Here is a 12452-nt window from a genome sequence, read left to right on the forward strand (position 1 = left end):
ATGGAGCATTCATCGATCTACCATCAAATCGAAAATCGGCTGGTCGAGTCACACGATGCCGTATTCGAGCAAATTCATGCCGTACAGCGGGACGGGGAACGACTGCTCCACCGGTTGAATCAGCACCTGTTGTCTCCGGCCGAGTTTCGCGAGACGCTGGGCGAGCTGATCGGTCAGCCGGTGGATGAGAGTGTAGTCGTTTTACCCCCGCTTTATACAGACTTTGGACGGCATATCTCACTTGGGAAAGACATCTTCATCAACCGCGGAGTCATGTTGACGGATCTCGGTTCGATTCAAATTGATGATCATGTGCTGATCGGTCCGTTTGCCAAGTTGTTGACCGTCAATCATCCGGTCAGTCCGTCGAAACGGCGGGGGCTGACGGTGAAACCGATTCACCTGAAACGAAATGCCTGGATCGGAGCAGGGGCAACGATTCTGCCGGGCGTGACCGTCGGTAAACATGCGATTGTCGCAGCAAATGCGACCGTGACAACAGATGTACCGGACTTGGCGATTGTCGCCGGCACTCCGGCACGAATCATTCGTTATATCGATGAATCAGAAGACTGATATGAAGCGTCGAGTCGGGATTGTCACCGTTCTCCTCTCGCTCGGACTTTCAGGTTGCGGTCCGTCAGTTTCGGTTTCAACCGAAGTCAAACAAGAGATCAAGGAGAGCGATACTATGAACATCAACGTCAACGGTCAGGTTGCTTCCGTGCAACTGGAAAATAACGCGACAGTAAAAGCTATACTTGCGGAAATGCCGTTTACAATTCAGATGGACGATTTACACCAGAATGAGAAATACTATTATTTCGATAAGTCGTTTCCGGCGAATCCCCAACCGATTCAGACGATTGAAGCCGGAGACGTGCTGCTGTATCAAAATAACTGTTTGGTGATTTTTTATCAAGCGGCTGAACCGATTGTTCCGTATACACGAATTGGAAAAATTAGTCGTTTTCAGGAGATCCAGGCGTCGTTCGGCAACAAGTCTGTTTCCGTGCAATGGTATGAAGGAGAGGGAGGACAATTATGACAAAATCCAAGACACCCGTAGAACATCCTTTTCAACGGGGAGAAAAAAATGAAGCCTTTGAAGCGTATTTCACGGGACAAAGTTACCTCCATCCGTTCGTCAATGATTCATCGCTCGAAATTTCAGTCGGTCAGGTGACATTCGAACCGGGCTGTCGCAACCATTGGCATATCCATCGGGGCGGATATCAAATCCTACTCGTGACAGATGGGGAAGGGTGGTATCAGGAGATGGGCAAACCGGCCCGTCTGTTGCGAAGCGGAGATACGGTCGTCACATATGACGGCGTCAAGCACTGGCATGGCGCGACGTCAGACAGCTGGTTTTCGCACCTGACCATCACGGCAGGGACTCCGGACTGGCTGGAGCCGGTTTCGGAACGGGAATATGACTTGCTGAAGAAATAAATGAAAAACGAGATCTACCTTCAGTCCGTCATTTGGACTAGAGCGTAGATCTCGTTGTCGTTTGGAGGGAAAAAATTAAAACGAACTTCCGAGAGTCCAGAAGGAATCTCCCAGTTGCTGCATCAGTTCGTTGGCCCGACTTTCAATGCTTTCCGGTAACGTCGCTTGACTAAAGTAGGCCAGGTCAAGACTTTCTCCGTCAAGCATCGCAAGTGTCCCCGTGACGTTTTTCGCATGATAGAGATGAATGACGCCATGCACTTCATCGCCGTTCGGATATCGGTAGTAAAAGCGAGGACCGGAAAAGACGCCGATCAGTTCCAGTTCGCTTGTCTGTAATCCGGTTTCTTCGTGTAGCTCGCGAATAGCGACTTCTTCGAGCGTTTCGCCGAGTTCCATCGATCCGCCAGGCAATCCCCAGTCGAGCGTATCGGACCGGTGTTGGAACAAAACTTCCTGCTGGTCATTTGTCACAAGGACGGTAGCGCCGACACTGATGATCGGACGACTGCCGATGAGTTGTCGTAATTCTGAGATGTATCCCATTTAAATCAATCCTTTCTTTTTCATCGTTTTGACAATATGGATGTTTACCGTGCGAATCCACCTTCGGCATGGATGACTTGTCCGGTGATCCAGGCGGCGTCTGCACTGACGAGAAACGCAATCGTCCGAGCAGCGTCCTCCGGTGTCCCGATCCGTCCGAGCGGAAACTGCGGTATCAGGTGCGTCCGGATGTCGTCCGTCATCCAGGTCGAATCGGTCGGTCCAGGATTAAGCGCATTGACGGTAATGCCGAGCGGTGCGACGGCTGTCGCAAAGGAAGTCGTGAAAGACGAGACAGCCCCTTTCATTGCAGCATAGGCCAGTTCTTCGGGCATCGCGCCAAGATCCTGTCCGGACGTCAAGTTGACGATCCGGCCGGCCTGCAAACCGGCTTCTGCGAAAGCCCGGGCAAACAAGGTCGATAATAAAAGCGTACTCCGGACATTGACGGCGTAATGAGCATCGAGTGCCGTCGCGTCAAGCGTCGCGAGATTCGTTTGTGTCGAATGTGCCGCATTGTTGATCAGGACGGACGGGGTGCCGAGAGTCGAGCACGTATGCGCAAGCACACGTTCTGCCGCATCCGGCGCCGACAAGTCAATTTCGAGCGCTTCGCTTCGGACATCGTTTACTGCCAGTTCTGCTTGGAACGTCTCAATCCATTTACGATCCGCTTTCCAGTATGTAAAACAAATCGTCATCCCTTCTGCCGCAAGTTTCCGGCAAATGGCCGTCCCGATATCGCGGGGGTGGCTTGCCCCGGTAATGAGGGCAATCCGGGGAGTATACGACATAACAACGCCTCCAGTTCCATTAAGTATGTGCTTGTTCATCTTACCGCTCCCGAAGGAACAACGTCCAGAAAAAAGAGGGATTTTTTTACAAAAATCAATAGGAACAGTCGATACGGAAATGATAGGATGGAAAAAAGAAGGAGGGAGCCGTTGTGAAACGTAAATATGCCACCCGATCTTCATGGAAGCGGATCGTAAAACGCGATTACCGGGAGCTTTATCTTGAGACAACATCGTTTACGGGTTATGTGACACGGCTTGATCTGATCCGGGTGACAAACCCGTTGTCGGTTCGTTATTCCGAGCAGGAGATTCAGATTGTGGGTGACGGCTATGTCTGGCTTCAACAGTTTCCGGCAGGGCAGAAGCACGTCATCACGACGATGTTTAATGCACACGGACAAATCGTACAGGTATACGTCGATATTTGTCTTCGGCATGGACGGGATACGACCGGGATTTTTTGGGACGATTTAATGCTCGATCTCGTATTATTGCCGTCCGGAGAATGTTTTGTGCTGGATGCGGAGGAACTCGAGTTGGCCCGGGAAACAGGGGTGGTCAATCAGGACCAGTACGCGGCAGCATGGAAGGAAACGAAGATATTGCAAGATCAAATCCGGACGAACAAGCTGTTGTTCCAGCCGCTTGCCCGTGTGCACCATGATTTACTGGGTAATGTGTGATTAGAACAAGCATATCCCGTTGATTATAAAGAAAATCAACGGGATAGCGGGAATCTGAAGTAATCGCAATCAAAGGTATGCTGCTAAACGATTTTGTTATGGTTATTGTAGAGAACAAACAGAACGATACTGATGACGGCTAAGCCGACCACGATGAGCACCATCATGATGGTTCATCTCCTTTTTTCTACTACAACACGATAAATTCCGTTAGTTATCTTTACCCGAAAATCAACAAAATGAGTAAGTTGTCTGAAGAAATCTGTTACTAAATCGAGACAACTGATAAGAAATCGTCTCTTAACCGTCAAGGAGGAAATCATCATGAAACAGGCGTACATCTTTGATATGGACGGCACGTTATTTCAAACGAATCGGATTCTGGGTCATGCGTTAGAAGATGCATTCGACTTCTTACGCATGAATGGCCGCTGGAGCGGGGCAACACCGCTGGCTGAGTATCAGGCCATCATGGGAGTGTCATTGCCGGAAGTCTGGCAAACCTTACTGCCGGCGCATTCGGATGAAGAGAGGCTGTGCGTTGACCGGACGTTTCAAGACGCGTTGATCCGTCACATCGAACAAGGACACGGTGCCCTGTATCCGGGAGCGGAAGCGACACTTCACGCCTTAAAAGAAGCAGGGCATCGGCTCTATGTCGCAAGCAACGGCTGGAAAGTGTATTTAACGGCCATCGTCCGGCAGTATGGACTGGACCGCTGGCTCGATGGCGTTTATAGCATCGAAGACGTCGCGTCGTCACAAAAAAGTGATCTCGTCGCCTACATCTTGTCTGGGCACCAGTTAACGGAAACGGTTGTCGTCGGAGACCGGATGTCTGATTTTCAGGCGGCTAAAGTCAATGGGTTACCAGCAATCGGCTGCCGGTTCGATTTTTCAAACGAAGCCGAGCTGGAACAGGCCGATGCCGTCATTGAAGACTTACAGGAACTGATGCAACTGGATTTAAAGGCCATAACACCATGACAGAACAGACGAAAACCGGCTCCTCTCCTAAAGCGGAAGAGACAGCCGGTTTTGGTTTACCCGATCAGTTTTTTTGGAACAGGGCGGTCCACAGTCCGGACAGTCCGAAGACGGGATCGGTTGGAGCGGCCTCCTGCATCAAGCGGATGTCATTCACAGCGAACGTGTCGAAAATCGACCGCAGTTTCTCTTCCGTAAAGCCGAGACCGCCGTTTAGGCTCCGTTCGCGGTAAACATCCCAGTCGGTCATGTCGGATCCGCCGTACTGTCCGCCTTCGACGAAGCAGGTCAAAGCAAAGCAGCCGCCCGGCCGCAGGGCATCCGAGACGATCCGGATGTAGTCGGGCCGCCGGTGCGGAGCGATATGATGAAAACAGCCGGAATCATAGACAAAATCGTAGGCACCGTGTTCGAACGGCAGTTCAAAGAGATTTCCTTGACGGAACGAAACATTGAGTTGCCGCGCCCGTGCCCGTTCATTGGCCCAGTCGACCGAGGTTTTCGCGAGATCGACCGCGTCGACCTGACTACCGTGTTCCGCGAGATACAAAGCATTTCGTCCGGGACCGCTTCCTAGTTCGAGCACCCGGTTCACCGGAATCTCCAGTTGTTCGACATAGCGGACCAGGTTCTCATCCGGTTTGTCGACGAAAAAAGGGATCCGTTTCGTCCGGTCGGCATAAAATCCGTCCCAAAAAGCGGTCGGTTCCCGAAGTAAAGCGTCAAGCATCTGTAACAGATCGTCGTGCGTCCGAATTGTTTCGTTCATCATTAGTCCTCGTTTCTTCCCGGCAGGTTTCGCAGGCGGACTGCCGTCGTGAGTGTTTCTTTCAAGTGTTCCGCCCGTTTTTCGGTAAAGGTCGTCCAAAACGTCTCACCGATGATTGCGAGTTCGTCCGGCGAATAGACACCGGGTTCAAAGCTTCCCCAACAACCGTCCGTCGTCAGTTGATCCCAAAAGACATAATCAGCAACAGGATAATGGGACAGCGGAACGTCGCCGCCCATCGGTTGCAGGTCAACGAGCTCTGGACAAAGCCACATCGCGGTCGCGACGGACAACAGACCGCCGTGCCGTTCGTTTAATCCGTCGAGTCCCGCAGCATGCAACGCTTCCTCGAAGGCCCGGTAGCGGTGTGTCGTGATGACGACGAGTTCCGGATACTTAAAATTGATCTGTTTGACGAATGCCGATTCTCAGTATGCCCCTCCGTGCCCGTTGCAAAGGATGAATCGAGTGAACCCTTGCCGGTGCAGATTAACGATGATTTCTTCGAGCATCATTGAGATCACCGTCGGACTGACGGTGACGGTCCCGATTTGATTGGCATGTTCTTCGGAGGTGTTAAACGGCAGTGTCGGTAAGACATAGGCGTTTAACCGTTCACCGAAAACAGCGGCCTGGTGCTCGGCAATCAATGTATCAAGATGCATCGGCAGATACGGTCCGAACTGTTCGGTTGCCCCGACCGAGAGAATCGCGGTGACAGTCTGACTGTCTTGAATAACCTTCGTACTGTTTTTATAGTTGAGCATGAATTCATTTCCCTTCATTCAAAAACTTGGCGTAACTCGATTTGTCCTTCGCCGTGACCTTGCGGATCCGGCATACGTCTGGCCCAAGTGATCGCTTCCTCTCTTGACGCCACATCGATCAAAATAAATCCTGCCAATTGATCCGCCGACGGTTCAAACGGTCCGGATGTGACGTCCGGTTCTTCATTTGGTTGGTGAAACGAAAAGCGAACGGCTTCCCGCGTCGGGTGCAGTCCTTTTGCCATGACCCGGACCCCGGCTTCGACCAGGTCCCGGTTAAAGGCGGCCATCGCTTCCTGAAGGAGTGGATCCGGAAACAGACCGGCTTCAGAGCGGTTTGACGCTTTAACGAGCAATAGGAATAACATGGACCAACCTCCTTGCGATAATTGAACATATAGGTAAAAAAACTTCTACTGTTTCTTATTCGACAAATGGGTTGTAAATCCTGTTTTTTTAACTAAAAAATGGGTGTTAAAATTCTTTTGATGGAAGAAGAAAGGAAAAAGTTGCTCCGTCAAACCCCTTCGTTTAGCATAAAGTCAGAAGAATGAAATCAATTCTTATCAGGAAAGGAGCAGGGAAATGGTCTATTGTATCGGCATGTTTGTGCTCGGTATCGTTGCTCTGACGGCGCGGGGACTGTATTTTGACATCTTCCGCTGGACGGAGTGGGGGAGTGTCTTCGTTTTTCTCCCGGCAGCTCTGTTGCTTTTTTGGGTGGAACGGTGGCAACAAAAACAAGATGCGGCATTCAACGGAAGCGGGACCGGTTACACGTCGCGTCTTAGTGACCGGCAATCAACGGGGATCAAACAGATCTACCAGGCGGAGACGGTCGTCGGTTCCTACCGCCGGACGTTTAAGAAGGCCTGGCACCGCTGGTTCGTCGCTTTTCCGAAAGTGGAGAATTTTTTCCTGAATCTCGATTTTGATCTGTCGCAGCGCGAACTCCGGTTCGAGGAAAAAGCGGGGCAACGGCTGTGGAGCAATCAGACCGAATGGACGATTGAGGAAGGTGGCGAAACCGTCGGCGACATCCAAACTGAAAATACGGTCCGGCACGCCGTCGAATTTACTGAAGTACTAAAGATGACGTACCATGGTGAGACGTATCAGATCCGGTCACCCCGGTTATCCCGACGGATTGAGGTAAGGCGTGCTAAGAAAACGATTGCGACAAGTCACCGGAAACGGCACCTGCTGACGTTTGATGTCCCGGATCTTGAGACACGGTCGGTCCTACTCGCTGGCATGATTTTGTTTCGTCTCCATTTTCGCGAGTGAAGCCGGATAATTTTACATGACTTGGTACAGACAGGGAAATCAGCTATCCTAGACAGGTAAGCAAAATTAAAAGCAGAAAGCAGGCGATTTTTGATGAGCAATCCACTGAGTCAACTCGCATGGACCTTTGTCTCCGAGTGTGACATCCCGCAAGACGTAACAGGATTATTGATTCAAGGGGAAGAGGCGTTGTCCGCCTATAAAACGATCCGGGACGTCGCGATTTTTACGACACACCGGCTGATCATTCGCGACGCGCAAGGGTTGACGGGGAAGAAGGTCGAAGTCTATTCAATTCCCTACAAGTCGATCAACATGTATTCAACGGAAAACGCCGGCGGGATGTTTGACATCAATTCGGAAGTCCAACTGTTTACGCGGGCCGGAACGATTAAAATCAATCTCAATAAAAAGGTCGATGTCCGAAAAATTGACTTGCTGATTGCGAACGCGATTCTTTAAAAAGGGGGACTGGACGATGAGACGAGGAATTCAAAAAACGGCGTTGCTGGTTGTCTTGACGTTACTTGCAAGCCTCTGCCGGACGAAACGGGTTCGTTAATTTTATTTCAATTCCCGTAATTCGTGTATAAAATGATTTCATACAGGCACGGGCGATGCTACTCCTTCCAAACCTTCAGCTGTCATAACAGGTAAAAAAAGAAAAATGTTCAAAAAAAACGGATCCGTCAAGGACCCGTTCCGCAACTGACGCTATACTGTTGTGCTGTTTTTTTGCTGTAACAGATCGTCGGGGTCATGCCGGTTTCGCTGTCATAGTCGTACCACACGACATCATACATGCGACCGTAGTCCGGGTCGACCATTCGTTTGTCGAGGATGGCGGTGTAACTCTGATACGGATGACCCTGTTCATACAAATAATGGCGGATGGCGCCGCTTTCGGTCTCATTTGAAAAGACGACCTGCGACAGCAAGGGGAAGACGATTAACAAGGTGATTACGAATCCACCAATCCACAGACCGATTTTTTGCCAACGCTTCATTTGAAAATCACTCCATTTCAGTTAAAATATTGAAGTTTTATGTAAAACAACGACCGACAGCCACTGGATTGTCGGTCGTTTTGGTTTACCCTGTCTTTCGCATCGACTCAAACAAACGTCCCTTGTAGACGTCCGCGATCGTGTTCAGGAAGGATTCGGAAAAACGTTTCGGGAAATACGGTTTCGCATAAAAATACTGATAGGCCCGTTTTAAGTCATCCCACTGCGTACACGGATCCGTCTGCCGGAACCGGGCGACATCAATGATTCGCGTGCCGGTCGGCGTCAGCAGAATGTTTCGTAAGTGAATGTCGGATGGGTTCAAGCCGACCGAGCGGGCTTCTGCTAAAGCCTGATCGACGGTCTGGATGACATCGTCCGTTATTAGCGTGCCGCTGATCAGACATTCGAACAATGTCTGTCCTTCGATGTATTCGATGACGAGGTAGTCCGAACCATACTCATACTGTTTGGCGTACGTCGCAAACGAATCCAATTGTTCGTAAATCGATCCTTCAATTGCTGCCAGATGTCGGTGCGACGGGAAAAATTTTTTAATCACCCGGTCGGTTCCGGTGATGCGAAATACAAAAGCACTGCGGCCTGTTCCAATCCATTCCAGTTCGTCCGGATACGACGTTACCGTAAATCCCTCCGGCGTCTCCGTCAGATGGATGGCACAAGCCAGTTCGGAATCTGTCTTCACACATGCCACTTCCTTTCTCTTCTTTTATATTATACGACGTTTGGCCGCGGATGGTTTCATAAAACGGCTCCTGTGTGAAAGTTTTGAACATTTTGTGATATGCTGAAAATGTACGGATACTACTTAGCTCAAGGGGGCATTTTGATGACTACTTTACAACAATGGCGTGACCATTTTGAAGCGCTTCGTGCATACGATGAAGCCGTCGCATTACTTTACTGGGACATGCGGACATACATGCCGGAACAATCCGCCGACAACCGTTCGAAATCAATCGGCTTCTTATCGACGGAAAGTTTCCGCCGCCGGACGGGAGCAGCGTATCAAACGTTGCTTGAAGCGATGGGGCAAGAAACGTTGACAGGCGTCGAAGCCGTTTCCTACGCCAAAGCAAAACAAGCGTACGACCGGGACTCGAAGATTCCGGAAGCGGAATACCAGACGTTCATCACGTTAATTTCGGAAGCGGAAAGTGTCTGGGAGAAAGCGAAGGACGCAGATGATTGGGACTTGTTTGCACCTTACCTGGAAAAGATTGTCGCGATGGAACGGAAGTTCGTCGAGTACTGGGGGTATGACAACCATCCGTACGATGCGTTGCTCCATGACTATGAACCGGGCATGACCGTTGCGGAACTCGATCCGTTGTTTGCCGAACTGCGCCAGGCGATCATCACGCTCCTGCAACAACTCGACGGAAAAACATTCCCGACACTCGACTGGTCAGCCGACCGCGAGACACAGATTCGATTGAATCACGAGTGGCTGCAGGATATCGGTTATGACTTCACGGCGGGGCGACTCGATGAGACCGTCCATCCGTTCCAAACGACGATTAACCGGAAAGATGCCCGCGTCACGACGAAGTACGATGAAAATGATTACCGCAATTCGGTTTTCGGAACGATGCATGAAGCCGGACACGCAACATATGAACAAGGCATCGATCCGAATCTCGATACGCTCGGACTCGGGGACGGGGCCTCGATGGGGATCCATGAATCACAGTCGTTGTTCTTTGAGAATTTCATCGGCCGGAATCAAGGATTCCTGTCTGCCCGCTATGCCGGTCTGCAACGAGCGATTCCTTCATTGACGGATGTCCTGTTTGAGACGTTTTATGCCGCGGTCAACGAAGTCAAACCGTCGCTGATCCGGATCGAAGCGGACGAATTGACGTATGCTTTGCATATCATCATCCGCTACGAGCTCGAAAAACGCCTGATTACGGGCGAACTCGAAGTCAAAGACCTGCCGGCGGAATGGAACCGTCTGTACAAGGAATACCTCGGAGTTGATGTTCCGACGAACGCAAAAGGTGTTCTGCAGGATGTCCACTGGTCCGGCGGATCGTTCGGTTACTTCCCGAGTTACGCGCTTGGTCTCGTCTACAGTGCTCAGCTGAACGAAGCGTTACGCCGTGACGTCAATGATGTTGATCAACTTATTGCCGACGGAACACTGGCACCCATCAAGGAATGGTTGAACGTCAACATTCACCGGCACGGAAAAGCGAAGACCCCGGCGGAACTGATTCAAGCAGCAACCGGACAATCGATTTCCGTCCAGCCGTTGATTGACTACTTGACGGCGAAATATACGCGGGTCGTCGAAGCGTTATGATGCGCTGGTTCGCCCATCGCGGAGCGAGTGACCGGTTTCCGGAAAATACGCTCGAAGCGATTGAAGCAGCAATTCCGTTCGTCGACGGCATTGAATTCGATGTTCACTTTTCACGTGACGGAGTCGGAGTCATCATTCATGATGAGACGGTGAACCGGACGACGGACGGAACGGGGCGGGTCGTCGATTTGACGCTCGCTGAACTGAAACAGCTCAACGCCGGAGCCCGGTTCAAAGGAGACGGCGGACCGGTTCAAACGACGATTCCGACTCTTGATGAAGTACTGACCCTGCTTGCACCGACAAAGCTGTTGCTCAACATCGAGCTGAAGACGGATACGATCCGGTATCCCGGGATCGAAGCGTACACACTCGAACGGTGTCGTGCCCACGGTATTGCGAATGACCGCCTGATTTTTAGTTCGTTTAATCATTATTCGGTCGCGACCGTCCGGGAACTTGATCCGACGATCGAGACAGCGATTCTCTATCCGTATCCGTTGTACCACCCGGAGCAACAAGCCATCCTGCTCGGGGCAAAGGCGATTCATCCGGATTACCGCCGCGTAACACGAGAAGATGTCATCCTTGCCCATCAGGCCGGGATTGAAGTCCGGGTCTATACGCCGAAAACGGCTGCTGATGTCAGACGGATGATGGAGATCGGGATTGACGCCGTCATCGTCAATGATCCACAAGCATTTCAGAAAAGTCTATCCATCCCATAAGGAGGTAGCGTCATGCGGAAGGAGCATCTGTTCATCATTTTAGCGTCATTGGTCGCACTCGTCATCGGTCTGCAGATTGGTTTTGCCAGTCTGCCGGCACCAAAACCAAAACAGGTCGAGGAATCGGTGACGCGACCGGATGATTTTCAGGCAGGACTCCGCGACGCCAAAACCGAATTAAAGATGGTACAACGGTTTGCCCGTACCAGCACGCTCGAGCACACTCGTTCGAGCCAAACCTGGATTTATTCCAGTCCGACACCGACGCGTATCGCCGTCGATTGGTATTACGTTGCGAGTTATCCTGAAAAAAATGTTCAGATGACCCGAAATGACGTGTCCCGGATTTTAACGTATGACCGGTACCTCGTCGTCATCCGCCCGATTTACGGGGTGATCGAAGACAGTGAACTGGAACAATTTGCGCTTCGCTTTTCGAGCTATTTCATGACAGTACAACAACAAAAGGAGGATGACGATGTCAGGTAAAATCATTCTGTTGATTGGTGGATCGGGCAGCGGGAAATCTTCCTTGATCAAACGCTTACGCCAGGAATATGAACGGGTCCGCTTTATTCCGTCTGTGACGACACGTCCGAAACGTCCGACGGAACATGACGGGGAAAGTTATCATTTCGTTGACGTCAAGACGTTCCAACAATTGATCCAGGAGAACGGATTCATTGAGTATGCCCACGTACACCGGGCATGGTACGGTACGCCACGAAAGGCATATGAAGAAATTTTAGCGACGGACGGAATCGTCATCAAGGATATTGATCCGAAAGGGGCGGCAGCGTTCAAGACGTTGTATGCCGACCACGTCATCACGATTTTCGTCTCCGTTCCGCCGGATTTGATGAAGGAACGGTTGCTGATGCGGGGGGATACACCGGAGTTTGAAGCGCGGCTCGTCGATTATGCCGATGCCTGGAAAGAACGGGATCATTACGATTACATGATTGAAAACATTGATTTTGAACAAGCCTATGCCGATCTGTTAGGAATCATTTCCGCGTATATTCCCGGACAACCGTCCGAATCATAACAGCAGGGAAATTCCCTGCTGTTTTTTGATGCCTGTCTGGAAGAAAGGA

General features: G+C 50.8%; 19 protein-coding genes. 11 read left to right on the plus strand and 8 right to left on the minus strand.

Translation table 11 applies throughout. From position 1 onward, the window contains the following. The 3 genes from DVG79_RS04780 to DVG79_RS04790 all read left to right on the plus strand — a co-directional run bounded on the left by DVG79_RS04780 (window position 1) and on the right by DVG79_RS04790 (window position 1455). A complete protein-coding gene (locus tag DVG79_RS04780) occupies window positions 1–576 on the plus strand; it encodes an LbetaH domain-containing protein (protein WP_114595682.1) in 576 nt (191 codons plus the stop codon). Window positions 577–691: 115 nt separating this feature from the next. Continuing rightward, window positions 692–1048 (plus strand): cyclophilin-like fold protein, encoded by a 357-nt coding sequence (locus DVG79_RS04785; RefSeq protein ID WP_233494524.1) that lies wholly within the window; start codon window positions 692–694, stop codon window positions 1046–1048. Next, entirely contained in the window at window positions 1045–1455 is a 411-nt protein-coding gene (locus DVG79_RS04790; RefSeq protein WP_114595684.1) for a cupin domain-containing protein, read from the plus strand. The genes DVG79_RS04785 and DVG79_RS04790 overlap by 4 nt, the downstream gene beginning before the upstream one ends. A gap of 75 nt (window positions 1456–1530) precedes the next feature. Here the strand turns inward: DVG79_RS04790 and DVG79_RS04795 are convergent, their stop codons facing one another. Together DVG79_RS04795 and DVG79_RS04800 are read right to left on the minus strand one after the other, a co-directional pair. Further along, the gene (locus tag DVG79_RS04795; protein ID WP_114595685.1) at window positions 1531–2001 is read right to left on the minus strand and encodes an NUDIX hydrolase; all 471 of its coding nucleotides are present in this window, start codon (window positions 1999–2001) and stop codon (window positions 1531–1533) included. Between the two features lie 44 nt (window positions 2002–2045). Continuing rightward, window positions 2046–2795 (minus strand): SDR family oxidoreductase, encoded by a 750-nt coding sequence (locus tag DVG79_RS04800; protein WP_114595686.1) that lies wholly within the window; start codon window positions 2793–2795, stop codon window positions 2046–2048. Window positions 2796–2947: 152 nt separating this feature from the next. Here DVG79_RS04800 and DVG79_RS04805 point away from each other — a divergent pair, with 152 nt between their 5' ends. Next, window positions 2948–3481 (plus strand): DUF402 domain-containing protein, encoded by a 534-nt coding sequence (locus tag DVG79_RS04805; RefSeq protein WP_114595687.1) that lies wholly within the window; start codon window positions 2948–2950, stop codon window positions 3479–3481. A gap of 324 nt (window positions 3482–3805) precedes the next feature. After that, window positions 3806–4468, plus strand: coding sequence for an HAD hydrolase-like protein (locus DVG79_RS04810; RefSeq protein ID WP_114595688.1), 663 nt, complete (start codon window positions 3806–3808; stop codon window positions 4466–4468). 64 nt (window positions 4469–4532) lie between these two features. Here DVG79_RS04810 and DVG79_RS04815 read toward each other — a convergent pair whose 3' ends face one another. From DVG79_RS04815 to DVG79_RS04825, 4 genes are all read right to left on the minus strand, one after another. After that, window positions 4533–5237: a class I SAM-dependent methyltransferase gene (locus DVG79_RS04815; protein WP_114595689.1), complete on the minus strand. Its 705-nt coding sequence runs from the start codon at window positions 5235–5237 to the stop codon at window positions 4533–4535. 2 nt (window positions 5238–5239) lie between these two features. After that, a complete protein-coding gene (locus DVG79_RS16230; protein ID WP_233494525.1) occupies window positions 5240–5578 on the minus strand; it encodes a hypothetical protein in 339 nt (112 codons plus the stop codon). 87 nt (window positions 5579–5665) lie between these two features. Next, complete coding sequence (locus DVG79_RS16235) at window positions 5666–6004, minus strand: creatininase family protein (protein WP_233494526.1); 339 nt, start codon at window positions 6002–6004, stop codon at window positions 5666–5668. Between the two features lie 14 nt (window positions 6005–6018). Beyond that, entirely contained in the window at window positions 6019–6372 is a 354-nt protein-coding gene (locus DVG79_RS04825) for a YciI family protein (protein WP_114595690.1), read from the minus strand. Between the two features lie 217 nt (window positions 6373–6589). Here DVG79_RS04825 and DVG79_RS04830 point away from each other — a divergent pair, with 217 nt between their 5' ends. Both DVG79_RS04830 and DVG79_RS04835 read left to right on the plus strand, forming a co-directional pair. Continuing rightward, complete coding sequence (locus tag DVG79_RS04830; RefSeq protein WP_114595691.1) at window positions 6590–7291, plus strand: tubby C-terminal domain-like protein; 702 nt, start codon at window positions 6590–6592, stop codon at window positions 7289–7291. Window positions 7292–7384: 93 nt separating this feature from the next. Beyond that, on the plus strand, window positions 7385–7753 hold the full coding sequence (locus DVG79_RS04835) for a PH domain-containing protein (RefSeq protein WP_114595692.1): 369 nt from the start codon (window positions 7385–7387) through the stop codon (window positions 7751–7753). Window positions 7754–7980: 227 nt separating this feature from the next. On the opposite strand, the gene DVG79_RS04840 is transcribed toward DVG79_RS04835, so the two are convergent. Together DVG79_RS04840 and DVG79_RS04845 are read right to left on the minus strand one after the other, a co-directional pair. Then, window positions 7981–8298: a hypothetical protein gene (locus DVG79_RS04840; RefSeq protein WP_114595693.1), complete on the minus strand. Its 318-nt coding sequence runs from the start codon at window positions 8296–8298 to the stop codon at window positions 7981–7983. 85 nt (window positions 8299–8383) lie between these two features. Further along, window positions 8384–9004 (minus strand): serine/threonine protein kinase, encoded by a 621-nt coding sequence (locus DVG79_RS04845; RefSeq protein ID WP_114595694.1) that lies wholly within the window; start codon window positions 9002–9004, stop codon window positions 8384–8386. Window positions 9005–9148: 144 nt separating this feature from the next. Between DVG79_RS04845 and DVG79_RS04850 the strand changes: the two genes are divergently transcribed. Genes DVG79_RS04850 through DVG79_RS04865 form a run of 4 tightly spaced genes read left to right on the plus strand, consistent with a single transcriptional unit; the run spans window position 9149 to window position 12403 of the window. Continuing rightward, window positions 9149–10627, plus strand: a complete 1479-nt coding sequence (locus tag DVG79_RS04850) for a carboxypeptidase M32 (protein WP_114595695.1) — start codon at window positions 9149–9151, stop codon at window positions 10625–10627. Next, window positions 10624–11355 carry a glycerophosphodiester phosphodiesterase gene (locus DVG79_RS04855; protein WP_114595696.1) on the plus strand — a complete coding sequence of 244 codons (732 nt, stop codon included), beginning with the start codon at window positions 10624–10626 and terminating at the stop codon, window positions 11353–11355. Before DVG79_RS04850 ends, DVG79_RS04855 begins: the two co-directional genes overlap by 4 nt. A gap of 12 nt (window positions 11356–11367) precedes the next feature. Further along, a complete protein-coding gene (locus DVG79_RS04860) occupies window positions 11368–11844 on the plus strand; it encodes a hypothetical protein (protein WP_114595697.1) in 477 nt (158 codons plus the stop codon). Then, the gene (locus DVG79_RS04865; RefSeq protein WP_114595698.1) at window positions 11834–12403 is read left to right on the plus strand and encodes a guanylate kinase; all 570 of its coding nucleotides are present in this window, start codon (window positions 11834–11836) and stop codon (window positions 12401–12403) included. Before DVG79_RS04860 ends, DVG79_RS04865 begins: the two co-directional genes overlap by 11 nt. The last annotated feature ends 49 nt before the right edge of the window (window positions 12404–12452 follow it).

Origin of the sequence: Exiguobacterium sp. RIT594, from assembly GCF_003339585.1 — a bacterium.
Lineage (GTDB): Bacteria > Bacillota > Bacilli > Exiguobacteriales > Exiguobacteriaceae > Exiguobacterium_A.